Here is a 20301-nt window from a genome sequence, read left to right on the forward strand (position 1 = left end):
TAATGCGCTGATGACAAGGCTAACGTAGGCCGCGCCAGCGCTACTATAATAGCTATTTTAACCATTTTTCCTTGTATGGATTGCATTGTGATCCGTTGTACACCGGGTGACGCTCGGCGCTATTTTTGTAGCGCTGGCTGATGTTTTGCGTGAAAAAAACGGCCTCTGGCTGGGCTTTTCTTCGCAAACGCTTACTCACTTTACCGGGTACACAAGGGGAAACACCATGACTCAGCCTGCATCTGGCTTCGTCGATATACTCTCTCGCGATAGCGGAAAACTGCTGTCTCAGAGCCAGCCTCATACGTCTCAAACCGTGCGGCTTGATCAGCCTTCGCTGGTGAAAATTCACGCACCGACCACCTCCGTTGTTGAGTATCAACAGCAGGGCGACGATCTGATCCTTCACATGCGTGATGGCAGCACGGTGCGCTATCAGCATTTCTTCACGGCCACCGACGGCGAACAAAGTGAACTGCTGTTTGATGACGGGGTGAACCCGCCGCAGCATGCGCTGTTCAGCAGCGGGCTGAATACTACCGATGCCGCAACGCCGCTGACACCAACCTATCAGGCACTGGCCAGCGTCGATGCGCTGCTCGGCGCGCCCGCCGCAGCGGAGAGCAGTGGAACCCTGACGGCCGTTGGTCTGGGGCTACTCGGACTGGCCGGGGTCGGCGGTGGCGTGGCGCTGGCCAGCCATCACAGCAGCAACGATGACAGCAGCAGTCAGAGTGCGCCTGCCAGCGGCGGTGACACCCCGGTGGTTGTGCCACCGGAGAGCGGCACAGGAACGGGCGGCAGCCCGTCACTCACCGTGACCCCGCTGACGGGTGATACGGTGATCAGTGCTGACGAGCGCCAGAGCGATCAAACCTTCAGCGGGACCTCCACCAATATTGCCGCAGGCAGCACCCTGACCGTCAGCCTGAATGCGCACACTTACAGCACGCAGATTGCCAGCGATGGCAGTTGGAGCGTCATCCTGCCTGCCGCAGATCTCCAGGCGCTGCCCGACGGCAGCAACACCATCAGTATCAGCTTCGTTAACGCCAGCGGCGGTACGTCGACCGCAAATAAAGTGATTACCGTTGAGCCGCTGACGCCCATCGGTGAGCCGCCGCATCCCACCCTCGACCTGCCGTTTGGCGATGGCATCCTGAACAGTGCCGAGCTGGCAACGCAGCAGACCCTGACCGGCAGCACGGGATCGACCGGCAGTGGGCAGAAGGTGGTGGTGACGATGGGTGAAGAAAACTACAACGCCACGGTGGACAACGACGGTAACTGGTCACTGAGTCCTGATTCGTATGCCCTGTATTTGATGGGCCAGGGGGAAAGCACCATTGTGGTCACCGCCACCGATGGCTGGGGCCAGCAGGGCAGCAGCAGCACGCCGATTGTTATCGACACCAGCGACCCACAAATCACCATGAATGAGATTTCGGGCGATGACGTGATTGATGCCAGTGAAAAGGGTGACGATTTGCTGATTAGCGGTTCGGCCTGGGGCGAAGCGGGACGGACCGTGGATGTGCTGTTCAATGAGCAGACCTGGCACGCGGTGGTGAGCAGCAGTGGCACATGGAATCTGGCTATCCCGGCCAGCGCGCTTCAGGGGCTGGACGATGGCGTCTATCGCGTGCAGGCCAGCCTGAGTGATGCCGCGGGTAACAGCACATCTACGGCGCACAACATCACCCTCGCAACCTCTGTTGATACCCTGCCGTCACTGAGCATTGACCCCATCTCCACCGATGATGCCGTCAACTACCGTGAAGGGATCTATGGGCTTGAAATGTGGGGCACCTCCAGCAACCTGCCTTCCGGCACGGTGGTTACACTGGATCTTGCGGGTAAAACCTATTATGGCAACGTCGCCAGCGACAATATCTGGCGCGTGTCGATCAATGACAGCGAACTGGCGGCGATCACCGACGGTAAATATACCTTTACCTTCAGCGCTACCGACCCCAATGGCAACAGCACCAGCGCCACCCGCGATGTCCTGTTGCTCAGTCATTACACCAGCAAAATTGGTTTCACCGTCGATGACGTCACCCCGGCGGACGTTAGCGTGGTTGACGGCCAGGAGTACGTCACCATTGGCGGCACCTTCGCCGATACCTTCCCCATTAACTTGATCAGCATCCGGGTGGATGACTATCCGTATTACAGCGCGACCCTGACGGAGGATCACCACTGGAGCATCACCGTGCCGCTGTCCGGTTCCAATGTGCATGACGGGCTGAATTATATCTATTTTGGTACCTCGGACGGTGCCGGTAACTGGGTTGAACAGTCTGACCAGATCCACGTTGATCTGGGGAATGCGACGGACAGCGGATCGCTGCAACTCGCCAGTCTGGGTCTGGCAACGCAGAGCGATGCGCTGGTGGCCGCGACAACGCAGGACGACCTCACCGCCGTTCAGTCACTGCTCCTGACCGGGGACAGCCCGGTGGCGCTCAGTACCACCGACAGTGGTGTCTGGTCACAGGTGTTACCGGGGGGCAGCAGCGAACCGATGTCGGATGTGTATCACGCTCCCCTTCAGGAAAGCACGCTGGCAGACGTGCTGACGCAGCATCAATTGCAGTTACAAACCGCTTAATTGGGGGCAGAAGAGGCGGGGTATTTCCCGCCTCTGGCCCGGAACATAATGATCACAGGTGTCTGGATGAAAAATAGGGTGATATTGCTGTGTTTCACAACCTGTCTGGTTGGGCAGAGCGCACTGGCGGCGAAAGAGGAACCTGTTGCGGCATTTAACTGGCGCGCAGCACCCACGGAAGAGCAGATTGCCAGCCTGACGCTGCGTGACGCTATCCTGCGAGCCTTTGCACGTAATCCCAAAATTTCTGAAGCCGCTGCACAGATCCGCGTCGGTGAGGCCGAGTTGGATGCGGCGAAAAGCGCCTGGTATCCCCAGGTGTCGCTGGCAGCCAGCGGCGGGCGATCGCACCAGACCGACTCCTCCGGCAGCCTGAATAACAGCGGTTCGGGTGGCATCACCCTCAGCCAGTTGCTGTATGACTTTGGCCGTACCGGGGGGGCAATCGACGAGCAGCACAAGCTGTCCGATGCCTACCGCTATGCGCTTTATGACACCATGACCACCGTGGCGCAGGACACCCTTCAGGCGTATCTGGCAGTGAAACGCTACCAGGCGCTGGTGGATGCCGCGCGTCTGAATATCGCGTCTTTGCAGCGCGTCAGGGACATGGCAAAGCTGCGTGCAGATGCCGGGCTAAGTTCCCAGTCTGATGTCCTGCAGGCACAAACCCGCATTGCCGGTATGAACGCCAGCATGGAGCAGTATCGCGCACAGGCGCGATCGGCGCGTGCGCAGCTGACCGTGCTGACGGGCGTAACGTCTGAAAACCTGCCAGAACTGCCACAGGCGTTGCTGAACCAGCAGGTGACACTGGACAAAATCGCCTATGAGAAAAGCGCTGCCGTGCGCAGTGCGCAGGCGAAGCAAGAGGCGGCGCTGGAGCGTGTGCGCCAGGCTTCATCCAACCACTGGCCGACCATTAAAGTCCAGGCTGGCCGCACCCGTTATGAAAATGACAGCCGATCCTACTGGGATGACGAACTGCAATTGCAGGTAGAAGCGCCGCTGTATCAGGGCGGGCTGGTGAACGCCAAAACTCGTGCCGCTGAGGGCGATCGTGAAGCGGCTGAGGCCGCCATCCAGCAGTCAAAACTGCAAATCAACCAGAATGCCTCTACGGCCTATGCCGACATGATTGGCGCGCAACAGCGTAAAGAGGCCGGTGAGCAGCAGTTGAGCAGTGCAGATCATACCCGTGAGGTGTATGCCGATGAATACAAACTGAATAAGCGTAGCCTGAACGACCTGCTGAGTGTTGAGCAGGATGTCTTTCAGGCTGACAGCAGCCGCCTGACGGCGCTCTACGATGGCTGGGATGCCACGGTTCGTTATGCCGCAGCGGTGGATAATCTGCTGGATATTTTGGGCATTGACCGGGAAAAGAACAGTGGACAAACGCTGCCGTCGCTGTGATGCGGCGCTCGTAAGACAACCAGATAAGGCCGTTTTTTATGACTAAACAAACCGCAACCACGGAAAACTGGATCGATGCCATGCTGCGTGTGGCCGCCCGCTTCGGTAAACCGGCTGATGGTAAAACACTGCGACAGCAGATGCGCTGGTTTGAGCACCTCACGCCGCCGCAGCAGCTGGAGCGACTGGCGGGGCTGCTCGGGCTGCATCTCACTATGACACCGCGTGACAAAATCCGCTGGCGTCAGGAAGTCACGCCCGTGGTGCTGATTATGGAGAGCGGCAGTGTGGTGGTGATTGAAGCCATTGATGGTGAAGGCAATGCCCGTTACTGGCTCAGTGACGGCGGTGACGTGGTGCGTGAAACCGAACTGGCGCTGCTGCTGGCACAAAGTCAGCAAGAGGTGGGGATTATCGGCGTGGCGGCACGTGGGCGCGATGCGCGTATTGATGAGTTCGTCCAGCCGTATAAAAAGCACTGGTTCTGGCAGAACTTCCAGGGAATGGGGCGCAAAATCGGTGAGATTTCCCTGGCCTCGATAGTCGGTAACGTGCTGGCGCTGGCGGGGATTCTGTTCTCCATGCAGATCTATGACCGGGTGATCCCCGCGCAGTCAGAAGCCACGCTGTGGGTGCTGTTTGGCGGCGTACTGATTGCCGCCGTGATCGAATATCTCATCCGTCTGATGCGTACGCAGGTGTCTGACATGATGGGAAAACGCATCGACCTGAAAGTCTCTTCCATGCTGTTTGCGCGTGCGATGAATATCCGTAACGAGGCGCGACCAAAATCCACCGGATCGTTTATCTCCCAGCTGCGTGAAATTGATCAGGTGCGTGAGCTGCTGACCTCCACCACCGTGGGGGCGGCGGCGGATATGCCGTTTGTCATCCTGTTCCTGTTTATTATGGCGTTTATTGGCGGCCCGCTGGTGATCGTGCCGCTGCTGGCGATCCCGCTGATCGTCATTCCCGGCCTGCTGATCCAGATTCCTATGGCGAAACTGGCCAAAGAGGGATTACGCGAAGGGGCATTGCGTAACGCCATCCTGGTGGAAACCATTGAAGGTATTGAAGATATTAAATCACTGCAGGCTGAACCCTATTTCCAGCGTCAGTGGGAGCAGACGCACGAAGTGAGCGCCGCGATTGGCATGCAGCAGCGTCTGTGGGGCGCGCGCCTCACGGGCTGGGCGTCAAGCGTGCAGCAACTGACCTACGCCAGCATGCTGGTGTTTGGGGTCTATCTGGTGCTCGATGGTCAGATCACCACCGGTACGCTGGTGGCGAGCAGTATGCTCTCTTCGCGCACCATTGCGCCGCTGATGCAGCTGACGATGGTGTTCTCGCGCTGGCAACATGCGAAAAGTGCGATGAACGGGCTGGATGAATTGCTGAAGAAACCGCTCGACCAGCCGGAAGAGGGAGAAATGGCGCACTGCCCAACGCTGACCGGTCACTACGATCTGCGTGGCGTGCAGTACAGCTACGATGAAGAAAACGTGAAAAACGTGATCACCATTAACCAGCTGCAAATTAAACCCGGCGAACGCATCGCTATCCTGGGACGTGTGGGGGCCGGGAAGTCGACGCTGCTGAAACTGCTGGCCGGGCAGGCGATGGCGACCCAGGGCAAAGTGATCGTCGACGGCGTGGACTTACGCCGCATTGACCCGGTTGACCTGCGGCGACAGTTGGGCTGGTTGTCACAGGATTCTCGTCTGTTCTTCGGCACCCTGCGCCAGAACCTGATGCTGGGCAACCCCCACGCCAGCGAGCAGGATATGTTACAGGCGCTACGCGTCAGCGGTGCACTGAGCCTGGTGCAGCAGGATGCGGCCAGCCTGGACCGCATTATTAATGAGGGCGGACGCGGACTCTCCGGCGGGCAGCGCCAGATGGTGATGCTCAGCCGTATGATCCTGCGCCAGCCGCAGGTGGTGCTGATGGACGAACCCACCGCGTCGATGGATGAACAGCTGGAAGAACATGTGATCAGTCAGATGAAAGGCTGGCTGAGTGGGCGCACCCTGATACTGGTGACGCATCGCCCGGCGCTGCTGAAAATGGTCGATCGCATTATTGTCATGGATAACGGCCGCGTGATTGCTGATGGCCCGAAAGATGACATCCTGAAACGTGCTACCGCGCAGACGGCACAGGCCCAACCGCCGGCGGCCAGTGCAAGAGGAGATGCCGCATGAGCCTTGTATTGATGGATCGCAGTCTGAAACAGAATGAACGGCGCACCTCGGCCATCATCTGGGTCTGTACTGTCGCGCTGGTGCTGTTTTTTGTCTGGGCACATTTCGCCATTCTTGATGAAGTGACGGTGGGAACGGGCAAGGTCACGCCGCTCAGTCGTGCGCAGGTGATTGAAAGTCTGGATGGCGGCATCGTCGACCAGCTCAACGTCCATGAAGGCAATATCGTCGAGAAAGGGCAGGTGCTGGCAAAACTTGACCCGACGCGTTTTCAGTCCAACTTTGGTGAGGCGGCATCACGCGCGCGAACGCTGCGCGGATCGGCCGAACGCTTAACCGCTGAACTGACGGGCGCGCCGCTGAAATTCAGTGCCGAAACGCTGAAAGAGCCGGATCTGGTGGCGCGTGAAACGCAACTTTACCAGTCGCGGCGGCGTAATTTGCAAGAGACCGTCAGCAATCTGGAGCAGTCAAAAAAACTGGTTCAGGATGAGCTGCGCATGACCCAGCCGCTGGTGGCGAAAGGGGCGGCGGGTGAGGTGGAAGTGATCCGCCTGCGCCGTCAGGTCGCTGAGCTTCAGGGAAAAATAGATGAGGCACGTAATGACTACGCGGTACGCGCACGCGAAGAGCAGGTGAAGAACAACGCGGACCTGGATGCACAATTACAGGTGATGACCGGGAAAGAGGATCAACTGACCCGCGCCACTATTTACTCACCGGTACGCGGCATCGTTAAAGATATTCAGGTCACCACCGTGGGCGGCGTGTTGCAACCCGGCGGTAAGCTGATGGAGATTGTCCCCCTTGAGGACCAGCTACTGATCGAAACACGCATTAACCCGCGTGATATCGCCTATATCCGTCCGGGGCTGCCAGCCACGGTCAAAGTGACGGCGTATGATTCGTCAATCTATGGCGATCTGCGCGGTGAAGTGGAGACGGTATCACCCGATACCTTGCAGGATGAGGTCAAACGTGACCAGTACTATTACCGGGTTTATGTGCGTACCGACAAGGCCGAACTGACCAACAAAGCCGGACGAAAATTCCCGATCGTGCCGGGGATGGTCGCGAACGTAGAGATTAAAACCGGCCAGAAATCCGTCATGGATTATCTGATTAAACCGCTGAATAAAGTTAAAGAGTCGATGCGCGAACGCTAGATTTTCGTCGCCAGATAATACCAGGAAAGAATAATTTCTCAGGGGAATAAAATACGTAAAAAAATGCCAGGCACAAAGCCTGGCAATATTAATAGGTGGTGCAACTCATTCGGGGTGAATGAAGATAATAATTCAATAAATGATGATAGCGCGCTAATAATACTGCTTCATGGCAGAATAATTTTATCAATCAGTGCGCATTGTTACATGTAGGTGTAATGCAATGAATTATAAGACGAATCTTATTTTTTGTCTTTAAGTGCGCAATTAGTTATCTATTTGTGCTGCGTAAAAGTTCCGCTTTATTTACATTAAGAAATGTGTTTACCCCCTTAAGAAACATTTTATGTGATTTAGTATCATTTTCTTGATGGATTATTACTCTCCCAAGCTTAACATGACACTAAGTGCTTAATTTTTACCTACAGCACGCAGTGGCAATATAAGACTTATAATCGAGAGGGTATTAAAAAATGAAACTTCGCGTTCTTTCTCTGATGGTCCCGGCGTTGCTGGTAGCAGGTTCAGCGGGTGCGGCAGAAATCTATAACAAAGACGGCAACAAACTGGATCTGTTCGGTAAAGTTGATGGTCTGCACTACTTCTCAGACGACTCCGGTTCAGATGGCGACCAGTCTTATCTGCGTTTCGGCTTCAAAGGTGAAACCCAGATTTCCGACCAGCTGACCGGCTACGGTCAGTGGGAATATCAGGCAGCCCTGAACACCGCTGAAGCCCAGGGAACAGCGAACAGCTATACCCGCGTTGGTTTTGCCGGTCTGAAATTCGGTGACGCTGGCTCATTCGATTATGGTCGTAACTACGGCGTGGCATACGACATCGGCGCATGGACCGACGTACTGCCAGAGTTCGGTGGCGATACCTACGGTGCAGATAACTTCATGTTCCAGCGCGGCTCGGGCATGGCGACCTACCGTAACAACAACTTCTTTGGTCTGGTCGAAGGCCTGAACTTCGCCGTACAGTACCAGGGTAAAAATGACAGCGATGCTGAAGTGGCGGGCAACCGTAGCGCTACCGCACAGAACGGCGATGGATATGGCCTTTCTGCCACCTACGACATCGGTGCGGGCTTCAGCGCTGGTGCTGCCATGTTCTCTTCTGACCGCACCAATACCCAGAACAGCAATGCGCTGCTGGGCAACGGTGACAAAGCAGAAGCTTACACCGGTGGTCTGAAATATGACGCGAACAACGTTTACCTGGCAGCCATGTACACCAAATCGTACAACGCGACTCGCTTCGGCAGCACGGATAATCCGGCCGCCTACGGCTTTGCCGATAAAGCAGAAAACTGGGAACTGGTTGCACAGTATCAGTTCGACTTTGGTCTGCGTCCGTCACTGGCTTACGTGACTTCACGCGGAACCGATATTCAGAACTGGGGCACCCAGAACCTGAAACAGTACATCGATGTCGGCGCGACTTACTACTTCAACAAAAACATGTCGACCTATGCGGATTACCAGATCAATCTGCTGGATGACAACAACTTCACCCAGGCTGCCGGTATCAATACCGACAACGTGGTGGCTGTAGGCCTGGTTTACCAGTTCTAATCCTCACCTGATACGGCCATTTTCCTGGCCGCGATAAGCCTGAGGCACAATAAAAAGCCGCCTCTGCGTGATATGACGCAGAGGCGGCTTTTTTGATCATGCCAGGTTCAGGCGGCCATCACGGCCACTTTTTTATCGCTCTCTTCTCCTTCTTCTTTCCCGGCGAAATGCTGCGTACTGCCTTCCAGTCCTGCTCCTCCGAGCGTCAGCAGTGAAAATCTCAACAGACGACGTCGGGCCTGGTTTTCTTTGACCGCATTTTTGTTGCGCATGACCTTTCCTCATTCTGAACAATAAGGATTATCAAGCAGAAAACGTGCCAGGTTGGGGGAGAGCGGATTGAGGGGCGGTTCAGGTGGCTTGTGATACTGTGCGCGGCTCAGAGAGAGGCAGGATGCACCAGGATGGTGCCGGTGAACTCACCCCGGTGCGGCCGGGGGAGTCTGGCATACCGTGTTAGCGGTGACGCGGACGCGGTAATTGTCGGACGTGTGTCTGCTTGTAATGCTTAAAGCCTGCAAAGATAATCAGGGCGATTGAAGCCATGAGAAGCACGTAATAGATCATTATGGCTCTCCTTTAAGAGTGAATGATGGGCGTCACGAGTGCCCTGTACAGCTACCATCCTGGTGAGCAATGGCGGTAAGATCAAGGCATCGAGTCCGAGTTTTCCCTGCGGTAAAGCGCGGTTCGGACCAGTTTTTAATCAAGGTTACAGGTTGATATGAAGAGTAAATGGCGGTTTTTTTTAGGTTTGATGGTGGTTTACTTGCTGACGTCCTGTGACAATCCTAAGCCATCAGCGGGATCTGAAGGGATGGTGCTCGAAGGTAAAACAATGGGAACATTCTGGAGGGTGAGCCTGGCGGGCGTCGCGCCTGAGCGTCGTGACGCCCTGCAAAAAGCGATACAGCAGCAGCTGGATAACGATGACCACGAACTTTCCACCTGGAAAAGTGATTCGGTTTTGTCACGTTTTAACCAGTATCGCGGCAGCGCGCCGCAGCCCATCAGTAACAACATGGCCGATATCATCACGCTGTCGTTACGCATCGGGCAGCAGACCTCAGGCGCGATGGATATCACGCTGGGTCCGCTGGTTAACCTGTGGGGGTTTGGGCCGGATAAACAGCCGCTGAAGACGCCGACACAACCTCAGATTGATGCTGCCCGCGCCTTAACCGGGCTGGAACATTTACAGGTGATCAACCGCGCCGGGCAATCCTGGCTGCAGAAAGACCTGCCTGAGCTGTATGTTGATCTCTCGACCGTCGGTGAAGGTTTTGCCACCGACCATCTGGCGCGGCTGATGGAGCAGCAGGGGATTAACCACTATCTGGTGTCGGTGGGCGGCGCGGTGCTGACGCGCGGCAAAAATGCCCAGGGCAATGCGTGGCAGGTGGCGATCCAGAAACCGACCGATCAGGAGAACGCCGTTCAGGCGATTGTCGACCTTCAGGGGCACGGTATCAGCACCTCCGGTAGCTATCGCAACTATTATGAGCTGGAAGGAAAACGCATCTCACACGTGATTGACCCGTCAACGGGTCGCCCCATTCAGCATAAGCTGGTCTCTGTCACGGTGATTGCCACCACGGCGCTGGAAGCCGATGGCTGGGACACCGGGCTGATGGTGCTGGGTACCGAGAAGGCCAAAGCACTGGCATTGCGTGATAAGCTGGCGGTCTATCTGATTTTCAAAGAGGGTGATCATTTCAGCCACTGGATGTCGCCACAGTTTGCGGCCTTTATCCCGCCATCCTCTCCACACTGATACGCGAAGGAGTTCCAATGCTCGATCTGTTTGCCGATGATGCCCCGTGGCAAGAACCGCTGATGGACGGCGCGGTGATCCTGCGCCGCCGCGTTCGTGACAGCGCCGCAGAGCTGATGGCACAGGTGAACCAGATTGCTGCGCAGAATCCTTTTGAACATCGCATCACGCCCGGCGGCCATAAGATGTCAGTGGCGATGACCAACTGCGGCGATCTTGGCTGGTCTACGGACTCACGCGGTTACCAGTACAGCGCCCAGGACGACGTCAGCGGCAAGCGCTGGCCCGCGATGCCCGCTTCCTTCCGGGAGCTGGCCGTGACCTGCGCCGCTGAAGCCGGGTTTAGTGGTTTTTCCCCCGATGCCTGTCTGATCAACCGCTACGAACCGGGGGCAAAGCTTACCCTGCATCAGGACAAAGATGAACGCGATCTGCGTCAGCCTATTGTGTCCGTATCGCTGGGGCTGCCAGCGGTCTTTTTATTTGGTGGTTTTGAGCGCGCTGACGCCTGCCAGCGCGTGCTGCTGGAGCAGGGGGATGTGGTGGTCTGGGGCGGGCCATCACGTCTGCGTTACCACGGTATTCTGCCGCTCAAACCCGGCATCCATCCGCTCACCGGGCCTTTTCGCTTCAATCTGACCTTTCGCCGCGCCCGCTAGCCCGCGTGTAAACGTTCCCGAATGAGAATTGTTATTGATCTCGTCTTGCTTCTCATTAAACTGCAAGCTGCTTTTTACCTGCCGGGACGTATTCATGGAGTTGCTTCACGTTGTTTATAAGCAGTATCGCTGGCCGTTTATTCTGGTGATCGTGCTTAGCCTTCTTAGCGCCGCGCTGGGGATTGGACTGATTGCTTTCATTAACCGCGAACTGATCGTCACCCTTAATTCCTCTGTGATGGTGTTACCGCAGTTTCTCGGACTGCTGCTGCTGTTGATGGCGGTTACGCTGGGTTCACAGCTGGCGCTGACCATGCTGGGCCACCATTTCGTCTATCGTCTGCGCGGCGAATTTATCAAACGTATTCTCGACACGCGGGTTGAGCGCATTGAGCAGATTGGTAACGCTCAGCTGCTGGCCAGCCTGACCAGTGATGTGCGTAATATCACCATTGCTTTTGTGCGTCTGCCGGAGCTGATTCAGGGGATCATCCTGACGATCGGCTCTGCGGCCTATCTGGCCTGGCTGTCACCGAAAATGATGGTGGTGACCTCCGTGTGGGTGGCGGTGACGATTATCGGCGGCTGGCTGCTGGTGGCACGCGTTTATCAACATATGGCGGTGCTGCGCGACACGGAAGACCGTCTGTATCACGACTTCCAGATTATTATTGAAGGGCGTAAAGAGCTGGCGCTGAACCGTCAGCGCGCGCAGCAGATCTTTGAAAACGTCTACAGCGAAGATGCAAAGACCTATCGTCACCATATTGTGCGGGCCGATACTTACCATCTGAGCGCGGTGAACTGGTCGAATATCATGATGCTGGGCGCCATCGGGCTGGCATTTTACCTGGCGAACAGCCTTGGCTGGGCCGATACCACGGTGGCGGCGACCTACTCGCTGACCCTGCTGTTCCTGCGCACGCCGATGCTTTCAGCGGTGGGAGCACTGCCCACGCTGCTGACCGCACAGGTAGCCTTCGACAAGCTGAACACCTTTAATCTGGCGCCTTATGAAGCTGAGTTCCCGCAGCTTCCGGCGGCGAAAAACTGGCAGACGCTGGAACTGCGTAATCTGATGTTCCATTACGGCGATAACGGTTTCCACGTTGGCCCGGTGAACATGACGCTTAAGCGTGGCGAACTGGTGTTCCTGATTGGCGGTAACGGCAGTGGGAAATCCACGCTGGCGATGCTGCTGACCGGGTTATATCAGCCGGTGTCTGGCGACATTCTGCTGGATGGCCAGGTGGTGGAAGCGTCCTCAATGGAGAGCTATCGTCGCCTGTTTTCGGCGGTGTTTACCGATGTGCATCTGTTTGACCGCCTGATTGATGATCAGGGGCAGGCGATTGACCCGGCGCTGGTGCAGAACTGGCTGGAACGCCTTAAAATGCAGGATAAAATCAAGCTGGAAGGCAACCGCGTGCTGAACCTGAAGCTGTCGAAGGGGCAGACCAAGCGCCTTGCGCTGCTGCTGGCGACGGCAGAGCAGCGCGATATCCTGTTGCTTGACGAGTGGGCCGCCGATCAGGACCCGCACTTCCGCCGCATCTTCTATCGCGAGCTGTTGCCGTGGTTGCAGTCACTGGGGAAAACGGTGTTTGCCATCAGTCATGATGACCATTATTTCCTGCATGCGGATCGCCTGCTGGAGATGCGTGACGGCACACTGAGTGAATTGACAGGGGATGAACGCGATCAGGCTACGCTGGATGCCGTGAAAAGGACGGATACATTAGTCTAGGGGCGAGGTAAGGTTTTCGTAGGGGCGAGGCACGCCTCGCCCGTGGCAGGTAAAGGTTTTCGTAGGGGCGAGGCACGCCTCGCCCGTGACAGATAAAGGTTTTCGTAGGGGTGAGGCATGCCTCGCCCGTTGCCGATGAGGTCGAGGCGTACCCCGACCCTATGGTGATACTGACTTATCACAGCACCTTCGCCAGAAAACGACGGGTCCTCGGATGCTGCGGCTGGTTCAACACCTGCCCGGCGCTGCCTTGCTCCACAATTTTCCCTTCCACCATAAACACCACATTATCCGCCACCTCGCGGGCGAAACCGATCTCGTGCGTGACCACGACCAGCGTTGTGCCGGAACGCGCCAGCTGCTTAATGGTATCGAGTACCTCGCCGACCAGCTCCGGGTCCAGCGCCGACGTGGGTTCATCAAACAGAATCACCTTCGGATTCAGCGCCAGCGCGCGGGCAATCGCCACTCGCTGTTGCTGCCCGCCAGAAAGATGGCGCGGCCAGGCATCGGCTTTATGGCGCAGACCGACCGTGTCGAGCAGCTGCAAAGCCCGTTCTTCGGCATCGGCGCGTGACAGTTGCTTATGGGCCAGCGGCGCTTCAATAATGTTTTCCAGCACCGTCAGGTGGGGGAACAGATTGAAATTCTGGAACACATAGCCCACGCCGATACGCTGTTTGAGGATCGCTTTTTCCTTCAGCTCATACAGCTTATTGCCTTTACGCTGATAGCCAATATAGTCGCCATCAATACGGATAAAACCTTCATCCACGCGCTCAAGATGATTGATTGCCCGCAGCAGGGTGGACTTTCCCGATCCGGAAGGACCGAGGATCACCGTCACGGAACCGGGCGGTAGTTCCAGCGACACATCGTCCAGCGCCTTGAAACGGCCATAACTTTTACTCACCCCGGCAATCGAAATATGACCGAGAGTGGCATCGCTGTGCAGATCGATAGCTTCAGACATGATTAGCTCCTGACAGGGGTAACGGCGGCGCGCAGACGCGCAGAGGCGAGGCGGCTAACGGGTTCACGCGTGGCCCCCCGGGCCAGCCAGCGTTCCACATAGTGCTGGAACACCGATAACACCGTGGTGATCAGCAGATACCAGACGGCCGCCACCATCAGCAGCGGGATCACCTGCTGCGTGCGGTTGTAAACCATCTGGATGGTGTAAAACAGCTCCGGCATCGCCAGCACATAAACCATCGCGGTGCCTTTGGCGAGGCTGATGATTTCGTTAAAGCCGGTAGGAATAATGGAGCGCAGCGCCTGCGGCAGGATAATGCGCAGCGTGCGGCGCGATGACGGTAAACCAAGAGCGGCTGCGGCTTCAAACTGCCCCTGATCCACGCCTAAAATCCCGCCACGAATAATCTCAGCGGTATAGGCGGCCTGCACCAGCGTCAGCCCAATCACCGCGGTGCTGAACTGCCCGAGCACATCAATGGTTTTATACTCAATCAGTGTTAGCGGGGTAAACGGAATCCCCAGTGAGAGCGTGTCGTACAGATAGGAGAAGTTGTAGAGAATAATCAGCACCACAATCAGCGGTAGCGAGCGGAACAGCCAGATATAACCGAACGCCAGCCCGGAGAGCAGCCAGGAAGGGGAGAGACGTGCCAGCGCAAGGCCCACTCCGAGCAGGATACTCAGCAGGCTGGCGATCAGCGTCAGCAGCAGCGTCTGGCCCAGACCACTGAGGATCGCCGGGGCAAAGAACCACTGAGCGAATACTGACCACTCCCAGCGTGGGTTAAACGCCACGGACTGGATCACCACGGCCAGAATAAACAGCGCGATCACCGCCCCCACCAATCGCAGCGGGTAGCGTGCGGGCACGACGCGCAGGGTTTCACTGGGTTTCATTGGCGGCTCCTGCATCGACGTTCTGGTGCAACGGCTTGGTAAAGCGCAGGCGGCCATCATGCGGTGGCAGGCTGTACTCTTCCGGGTCACGGCGGGTATCAAACTGCGGCTGATAACCGTGGGACAGATACAGTCGCACGGCCTCCGGCTGACGGAAACCGGTGGTCAGATACACCTGACGATAACCCGCCAGCAGGGCGCGGCGTTCCAGCTCCACCAGCACCTTCAGGGCCAGGCCCTGGCGGCGCAGGTCACTGCGCGTCCAGATGCGTTTCAATTCTGCTGTTTCGGCATCGAGTGCCTTGTAAGCGCCCATCGCAATAATGTCCCCGTCGCGCTCCAGCACCACAAACATCCCCCGGGGCGACAAATACCATTCGGTCAGTTCGACTTCGGCATCGCGTGCAAAGAAGTCACCGTAACGTGCGCTGTACTCACCAAATAACCCGTCGATAATCGGCGCCAGTTCAGGCGCCTCCGGCGACAGCTGGCGGAACTGTTCATGGCTCATGCTGACCTCCGTTAGTCGCCCAGGCCTTCCGGGTTGATTTCAGAATGGTCAAGACGCTCAATGCCTTCGCCCCAGCGGTTCAGCACCTTGTCGTACTCGCCCCCTTTGATCACGCCATTTAGCGCGGCGTTAACGGCAGTCACCAGCCCGTTACCTTTCTTCAGCGTTACGGCGATATGGGCCGCTTTCGGCCAGCCGCCATCCACGCTGCCCACCAGCCTGGTTTTTCCGGTCAGTGCGGCTTTCCATGCACCGATCACGTTCGGGCCGAAGAAGGCATCGGCGCGTCCGGACTGCAGTGCCAGCGTTTGCGCAGCATCATCCTTCACATAGTTAGGCGTGAACGGTTTCAGACCTTTCTTCTGATTTTCGGCATCCCACGCCAGCAGGATCGCTTCCTGGTTGGTGCCGGAGCCGACAATAATGCGCAACCCGGCGATATCTTCGGCTTTGGTCAGTGAGGTGATTTTACTGTCAGACTTCACGTAGAAACCGAGGGAGTCTTTACGGTAGGTGGCGAAATCGAACTTCTCTTTACGCGCTTTGGTCACCGTCACGTTGGTGATGGCGGCGTCATACTTACCGGAACTGACGCCCAGCGGCCAGTCCTCCCATGAGGTCGGTACCACGTTCAGCTCCAGCCCCAGGCTGTCAGCCACCAGGCGGGCGATATCCACTTCACTGCCTTGCAGGGTTTTATTGTCATCGGAGAACAGCGTCAGTGGCGGTGAGTTCAGTGCCGCAACGGCGACGGTAAACTTGCCCGGTACGGCCAGCTTAAGATCTTTCGGCAGCAGTTTGACGGCGTCCGGATTCAGCGGCGCGTGCACCGGCGTGGCATTGGCCTCGACGCTGATCCCGGTCCCGTTAATCTTGACGGTTTCTGCATTTGCTGTGGTGCCAAGCCACAAAGACGCGCTGAGCAGGCCCAGTAATACGGATGATTTTTTCATGATGAATGACTCTTATTATGGTGAAAATGCAGATGAATCGGGCCGTTCTCAGCCCGTTAAGCGATGTCCTTCAGCGCCGCTTCAGCCAGCTGGCTAAAGTATTCTGCGGCGGGATACAGCAGGGCTTCATCCGGGTTAAAACCAGGGTGATGCAGACCAAATTCACTGTTGCTGCCGATGCTGACAAAGGTGCCCGGCGTGTTATGCAGGTAGAAGGCAAAATCTTCGCCCCCCATTTGCAGTTCGGCATGTTGCACTGCGTAACCCTGACGGGCAGCCACCTGTTTGCTGAACTCGGCCCAGTACTCGGTATTAATCAATGCCGGCGGGCCGGCATGCCAGTTGAGGTCGGCACGTGCACCAAAGCCACTGGCGATGCCTGCAATAAGCGTGCGCAGGCGCTGCGGCAGCTCGCTGCGGATCGCCGCGTTATGGGTCCGTACTGTGCCTTCCAGCACCACTTTCTGCGGTAACACATTCCAGGTATTGCCGCCCTCAATGCGTGTGACGCTGACCACCACGGATTCCAGCGGGCTGTAACTGCGGCTGACCAGGGTCTGTAAGGCGCTGACGATCTGGCTGGCGATCACAATCGCATCCACCCCTTCCTGCGGCCGGGCTGCATGGGCACCTTTGCCGTGAATGTCGATGTCAAAACGATCCACGTTGGCGTAGAACGGGCCACCACGCGTCTCAAACGTACCGACCGGCAGTTCCGGGGCGTTATGCATACCGAAAATCGCTGCCACGTCCTGTAAAGCACCCGCTTTGATTAGCGTTTTCGCGCCACCAAAGCGTTCTTCTGCCGGTTGAAACAGCAGGCGAACGCGGCCGGGCAGGCTCTTTTCACGGGCCTTAAGCAGTTTTGCGGCACCCAGAATCACCGAGGTGTGCACATCGTGACCGCAGGCGTGCATCACGCCCTGATGCTGCGAGCGGAATTCGACCGGGACGATCTCTTCAATCGGCAGGGCATCGATATCAGCACGCAGGGCGATCAGCGGCTCACCCTGACCGACTTCGGCCACGACGCCTGTCGCCAGATCAAAAGGCAGGAGGGTAATGTCAGCTTCTTTCAGCCAGCCGGTGATGCGTTCCGTGGTGGCAAACTCCTCGTTCGACAGCTCAGGATACTGGTGCAGTTCACGGCGCCAGGCGACGAGCTGCTGTGCAAGAGAGTGGCTCATGGTCCGGCTCCTTATGCGGCAACCAGCTGGTGGGTGGCCAGCAGTTGCAGGGATTTCAGGCGTGGAACACCTGCACTGATCGGGGTGTCAATAATGAATTCTTCCACCCCGAAACGCTGATGCAGCGCGTCCAGATGGGCGTGAACCTCTGCGGCGGTGCCTTTCAGTACTGCGGATTCACGTGGTTCAATCCGGTACTGTTTCGCGCCGGACTGGCGAATAAAGGCCTCGGCCTGGGCCAGATTGCCGACCGTGACGCTTTGGCCGTTATCCACATGCACGCGGAAGTGCTGTAAATCCGCCGCCAGCAGATCGGCTTCGGCTTCGCTATCGGCAACAATGGCCTGCACGGCCAGCAGCGCGGATTGTCCTTTGCTGTGTGTGCGGTAAGCCGTCAGGGCGCGTTCCAGTTCCTGCTTGTCGCCATTCAGGTGGGCGGCAAACACGAACTGCCAGTTCAGCTCGGCGGCCAGCTGAGCGCTGGCTTCGCTGGCACCCAGCAGAAAACGAGTTGCCGGGCGCGGTGGTACCGGCGTGGCCAGCAGCTGGTCTTCACCTTCAGGGGCAGGGGAGGCGCTCAGCCACTGATCCAGCGCGCGCAGCTGGCTGGCAAAATCCCCTTTCTCTTCCGCGTTTACACCCTGCTGTAATGCTTTCGTGGACAGCGGCAGCCCGCCCGGCGCTTTACCCACGCCCAAATCGACGCGGCCAGGGGCCAGTGATGCCAGCAAATTGAAGTTTTCCGCGACTTTATACGGGCTGTAGTGCTGCAACATCACGCCACCGGAACCGACACGGATGTGGCGCGTGTGGGCGAGGATCCAGGCGATCAGCACTTCCGGTGACGGGCTGGCCAGTGCGGCCGTGTTGTGGTGTTCTGCCAGCCAGATGCGGTGATAACCCAGTTCTTCCGCCCGTTGCGCCAGGGTCAGGGTTCGTGCCAGCGCAACCGCCGCGGTTTCGCCTTCAGCCAGGGGGCTTTTATCCAGTAAGCTCAGTCGGTAAGCCATAATGCATCCTTGAACGGTATCAGTTGCTGGCAATTATTGAAGGAGGGTCCGCTGCTGTAAAACAACAAATCTGGCTTATATCAGTCGGGAAATGGGATTAACCCACGTTTGCCGGGAATCGGCAAAGGCTGTGCGAAATGGGTATTTTGTCTGGCGGGGGGAGTCGGGTTTAATAAAGCTTCACTTGAAGCCTGATGCGACAGGCGGTTAACAGAGGAATAAATGATGAAAGGTATTTGGCTGCACTTCACGCGATTTTTTCAGGCACCCTCTGGCATGGCAACATTAGACAGCTGTCGGGTGATTGAGGCAATGATGCCGATGGTTGAGCTGTACGGTGTGGATCTACACGATCTGCCGTCGCTGCAACAGCGTCATCACGATGCATCCCGTTAATCTCTGCGCTGCTGCGGCCCGATAATCCAGGTGATCACCTGATCGGGTTGCAGTATGGCTCTTCCCTCAAAAATTCTCCCGACCACCATCTCCCCGGAAATTGTCTGCGTCAGACGCAGGCTGATGTGCTGTAAGTCGGCACTGCACTGAATCACTTCCGCTGCACTGAAATCCATAAACTGCAACACCCGCGGGTAAAGCGCCTTATACAGACTCTCCTTTAGCGAAAAAGCCACGGTCAGCGCCGTCGTAAAGGGAACTTCACTCAGTTCCAGGCGTGCTTTCTCTGCTGCGGTGATCAGCATGGGGTGCGTCTCATGGGCGACCTGCGGCGTCATAATACGTTCACAGTCAACGCCGAGCAGCCGATCCTGACGACGCGTCAGCAGTGCGCAGACCTGCTGGTGGGTGTGCGACAGTGACCCGTTGATACCTTGTGGCCAGATGGGGGCGCGATCGGGGGTATTACGCAGCAAAAACGAGGGAATACCCCAGCTTGTCAGCGCCTGTTGCAGGCAGTAGCGGCTGGCCAGATATTCAGCACGGCGCTTTTTGACTGCCCGCTGTAAGTGTTCAGGCGCAGGGATAGTCAGCGTGGTAAACAGGGATTCCGTGAAATGCGCGGCATCGTAGTGTGCATCCAGCAGATAGATATCGGGATGCTCGGCCAGCGGTTGCAGGGTGCAGTGTGAAATAAAAGGCGGGTAAGACGGGAGGTGCAGTGCAGTCATAGCCGCTAACCTGTTCAAATAAGATGATTTATTTAAACAGGTTAGTGGCTGGATATCAAAATAAAGGCGTTAATCAGTGATTAGGGGGGATCGCGAAACTTTTCAGTGAGACAACGAAGTGATCGTGGCCTTTGGAGATCTTGGCGCCACGATCGCACCACTGGCTGGCAAGACGAAAGAAGTCGTCACTACCGATGTCATAAGCCAGTTCCACTTTACTGATACCTGAATGAAGCAGTTCTTCTGCGTCTTTGAAGTTTTTTGCTTTGATAATGGCCATTTGAGTTATCCCTGTCTGACAGTGCGATGAAAGTCTAGCGACAGCGTATGATATTACTGTGACAGTTTTGTTTCAGTGATGAAGATTGAGAGTTTCGCCACGTTTTTTGACGGAAAAATGCAGAGAATCGACGAAAAAAAGAGCGTAAAAACAATGCGATCTCTTGCAGGGCGCGATCATTTTTTCCGAGCGACCCGT

Annotated in this window: 17 protein-coding genes and 1 pseudogene; 9 read left to right on the plus strand and 9 right to left on the minus strand. The window is 56.8% G+C overall.

All coding sequences use genetic code 11. The annotated features are described in order from the left end of the window. Nucleotides 1-226 precede the first annotated feature (226 nt). The 5 genes from HHI26_RS11230 (at nucleotide 227) to ompC (ending at nucleotide 8980) form a co-directional block, all read left to right on the plus strand. Nucleotides 227-2614: a BapA prefix-like domain-containing protein gene (locus HHI26_RS11230; protein ID WP_171149105.1), complete on the plus strand. Its 2388-nt coding sequence runs from the start codon at nucleotides 227-229 to the stop codon at nucleotides 2612-2614. Between the two features lie 66 nt (nucleotides 2615-2680). Beyond that, the gene (locus tag HHI26_RS11235) at nucleotides 2681-4030 is read left to right on the plus strand and encodes a TolC family outer membrane protein (protein ID WP_133841429.1); all 1350 of its coding nucleotides are present in this window, start codon (nucleotides 2681-2683) and stop codon (nucleotides 4028-4030) included. Between the two features lie 38 nt (nucleotides 4031-4068). Then, nucleotides 4069-6234 (plus strand): type I secretion system permease/ATPase, encoded by a 2166-nt coding sequence (locus HHI26_RS11240; RefSeq protein ID WP_133841430.1) that lies wholly within the window; start codon nucleotides 4069-4071, stop codon nucleotides 6232-6234. After that, nucleotides 6231-7400 (plus strand): HlyD family efflux transporter periplasmic adaptor subunit, encoded by a 1170-nt coding sequence (locus tag HHI26_RS11245; protein ID WP_133841431.1) that lies wholly within the window; start codon nucleotides 6231-6233, stop codon nucleotides 7398-7400. The genes HHI26_RS11240 and HHI26_RS11245 overlap by 4 nt, the downstream gene beginning before the upstream one ends. A 473-nt stretch (nucleotides 7401-7873) precedes the next feature. Beyond that, entirely contained in the window at nucleotides 7874-8980 is a 1107-nt protein-coding gene (gene ompC / locus HHI26_RS11250; RefSeq protein WP_133841432.1) for a porin OmpC, read from the plus strand. A 107-nt stretch (nucleotides 8981-9087) separates the two neighbouring features. On the opposite strand, the gene HHI26_RS11255 is transcribed toward ompC, so the two are convergent. Further along, nucleotides 9088-9252, minus strand: coding sequence for a hypothetical protein (locus HHI26_RS11255; RefSeq protein WP_159336293.1), 165 nt, complete (start codon nucleotides 9250-9252; stop codon nucleotides 9088-9090). A gap of 452 nt (nucleotides 9253-9704) precedes the next feature. On the opposite strand from HHI26_RS11255, the gene apbE reads away from it, so the two are divergent. The 3 genes from apbE to HHI26_RS11270 all read left to right on the plus strand — a co-directional run bounded on the left by apbE (nucleotide 9705) and on the right by HHI26_RS11270 (nucleotide 13160). Continuing rightward, nucleotides 9705-10754, plus strand: a complete 1050-nt coding sequence (apbE, locus tag HHI26_RS11260) for an FAD:protein FMN transferase ApbE (RefSeq protein WP_133841433.1) — start codon at nucleotides 9705-9707, stop codon at nucleotides 10752-10754. A 17-nt stretch (nucleotides 10755-10771) separates the two neighbouring features. After that, nucleotides 10772-11413 (plus strand): DNA oxidative demethylase AlkB, encoded by a 642-nt coding sequence (gene alkB / locus HHI26_RS11265; protein ID WP_133841434.1) that lies wholly within the window; start codon nucleotides 10772-10774, stop codon nucleotides 11411-11413. Nucleotides 11414-11507: 94 nt separating this feature from the next. Then, on the plus strand, nucleotides 11508-13160 hold the full coding sequence (locus HHI26_RS11270) for a multidrug ABC transporter permease/ATP-binding protein (RefSeq protein WP_171149106.1): 1653 nt from the start codon (nucleotides 11508-11510) through the stop codon (nucleotides 13158-13160). 178 nt (nucleotides 13161-13338) lie between these two features. On the opposite strand, the gene HHI26_RS11275 is transcribed toward HHI26_RS11270, so the two are convergent. From HHI26_RS11275 to HHI26_RS11300, 6 genes and pseudogenes are all read right to left on the minus strand, one after another. Beyond that, nucleotides 13339-14133: an amino acid ABC transporter ATP-binding protein gene (locus HHI26_RS11275; protein ID WP_133841436.1), complete on the minus strand. Its 795-nt coding sequence runs from the start codon at nucleotides 14131-14133 to the stop codon at nucleotides 13339-13341. A 2-nt stretch (nucleotides 14134-14135) separates the two neighbouring features. After that, entirely contained in the window at nucleotides 14136-15035 is a 900-nt protein-coding gene (locus HHI26_RS11280; protein WP_167863602.1) for an amino acid ABC transporter permease, read from the minus strand. Then, the gene (locus HHI26_RS11285) at nucleotides 15022-15546 is read right to left on the minus strand and encodes a GNAT family N-acetyltransferase (RefSeq protein ID WP_171149107.1); all 525 of its coding nucleotides are present in this window, start codon (nucleotides 15544-15546) and stop codon (nucleotides 15022-15024) included. Before HHI26_RS11285 ends, HHI26_RS11280 begins: the two co-directional genes overlap by 14 nt. Nucleotides 15547-15557: 11 nt before the next feature. Continuing rightward, nucleotides 15558-16511: pseudogene (locus tag HHI26_RS11290) on the minus strand (ABC transporter substrate-binding protein); the annotation flags it as partial. Between the two features lie 44 nt (nucleotides 16512-16555). After that, nucleotides 16556-17686, minus strand: a complete 1131-nt coding sequence (locus tag HHI26_RS11295) for a M20 peptidase aminoacylase family protein (RefSeq protein WP_159336297.1) — start codon at nucleotides 17684-17686, stop codon at nucleotides 16556-16558. 11 nt (nucleotides 17687-17697) lie between these two features. Further along, nucleotides 17698-18696, minus strand: coding sequence for an LLM class flavin-dependent oxidoreductase (locus HHI26_RS11300; protein ID WP_167863603.1), 999 nt, complete (start codon nucleotides 18694-18696; stop codon nucleotides 17698-17700). A 222-nt stretch (nucleotides 18697-18918) separates the two neighbouring features. Between HHI26_RS11300 and HHI26_RS11305 the strand changes: the two genes are divergently transcribed. Beyond that, complete coding sequence (locus HHI26_RS11305) at nucleotides 18919-19092, plus strand: hypothetical protein (protein WP_159336299.1); 174 nt, start codon at nucleotides 18919-18921, stop codon at nucleotides 19090-19092. On the opposite strand, the gene HHI26_RS11310 is transcribed toward HHI26_RS11305, so the two are convergent. Next, nucleotides 19089-19823 carry a 4'-phosphopantetheinyl transferase superfamily protein gene (locus tag HHI26_RS11310; RefSeq protein ID WP_167863604.1) on the minus strand — a complete coding sequence of 245 codons (735 nt, stop codon included), beginning with the start codon at nucleotides 19821-19823 and terminating at the stop codon, nucleotides 19089-19091. The two genes, HHI26_RS11305 and HHI26_RS11310, sit on opposite strands and share 4 nt — an antisense overlap. A gap of 73 nt (nucleotides 19824-19896) precedes the next feature. Next, on the minus strand, nucleotides 19897-20103 hold the full coding sequence (locus HHI26_RS11315) for a hypothetical protein (RefSeq protein ID WP_133841443.1): 207 nt from the start codon (nucleotides 20101-20103) through the stop codon (nucleotides 19897-19899). Nucleotides 20104-20301: the final 198 nt, after the last annotated feature.

The sequence above is a fragment of the Erwinia sp. JH02 genome (assembly GCF_013074405.1).
GTDB lineage: Bacteria > Pseudomonadota > Gammaproteobacteria > Enterobacterales > Enterobacteriaceae > Erwinia > Erwinia rhapontici.

Coding starts and splice junctions, on each gene's coding strand:
- HHI26_RS11300 (WP_167863603.1), bottom strand. CDS start 18,696: ATGGCTTACCGACTGAGCTTACTGGATAAAAGCCCCCTGGCTGAAGGC.
- apbE (WP_133841433.1), top strand. CDS start 9,705: ATGAAGAGTAAATGGCGGTTTTTTTTAGGTTTGATGGTGGTTTACTTG.
- alkB (WP_133841434.1), top strand. CDS start 10,772: ATGCTCGATCTGTTTGCCGATGATGCCCCGTGGCAAGAACCGCTGATG.
- HHI26_RS11270 (WP_171149106.1), top strand. CDS start 11,508: ATGGAGTTGCTTCACGTTGTTTATAAGCAGTATCGCTGGCCGTTTATT.
- HHI26_RS11240 (WP_133841430.1), top strand. CDS start 4,069: ATGACTAAACAAACCGCAACCACGGAAAACTGGATCGATGCCATGCTG.
- HHI26_RS11245 (WP_133841431.1), top strand. CDS start 6,231: ATGAGCCTTGTATTGATGGATCGCAGTCTGAAACAGAATGAACGGCGC.
- HHI26_RS11235 (WP_133841429.1), top strand. CDS start 2,681: ATGAAAAATAGGGTGATATTGCTGTGTTTCACAACCTGTCTGGTTGGG.
- ompC (WP_133841432.1), top strand. CDS start 7,874: ATGAAACTTCGCGTTCTTTCTCTGATGGTCCCGGCGTTGCTGGTAGCA.
- HHI26_RS11280 (WP_167863602.1), bottom strand. CDS start 15,035: ATGAAACCCAGTGAAACCCTGCGCGTCGTGCCCGCACGCTACCCGCTG.
- HHI26_RS11310 (WP_167863604.1), bottom strand. CDS start 19,823: ATGACTGCACTGCACCTCCCGTCTTACCCGCCTTTTATTTCACACTGC.
- HHI26_RS11255 (WP_159336293.1), bottom strand. CDS start 9,252: ATGCGCAACAAAAATGCGGTCAAAGAAAACCAGGCCCGACGTCGTCTG.
- HHI26_RS11285 (WP_171149107.1), bottom strand. CDS start 15,546: ATGAGCCATGAACAGTTCCGCCAGCTGTCGCCGGAGGCGCCTGAACTG.
- HHI26_RS11230 (WP_171149105.1), top strand. CDS start 227: ATGACTCAGCCTGCATCTGGCTTCGTCGATATACTCTCTCGCGATAGC.
- HHI26_RS11305 (WP_159336299.1), top strand. CDS start 18,919: ATGATGAAAGGTATTTGGCTGCACTTCACGCGATTTTTTCAGGCACCC.
- HHI26_RS11315 (WP_133841443.1), bottom strand. CDS start 20,103: ATGGCCATTATCAAAGCAAAAAACTTCAAAGACGCAGAAGAACTGCTT.
- HHI26_RS11295 (WP_159336297.1), bottom strand. CDS start 17,686: ATGAGCCACTCTCTTGCACAGCAGCTCGTCGCCTGGCGCCGTGAACTG.
- HHI26_RS11275 (WP_133841436.1), bottom strand. CDS start 14,133: ATGTCTGAAGCTATCGATCTGCACAGCGATGCCACTCTCGGTCATATT.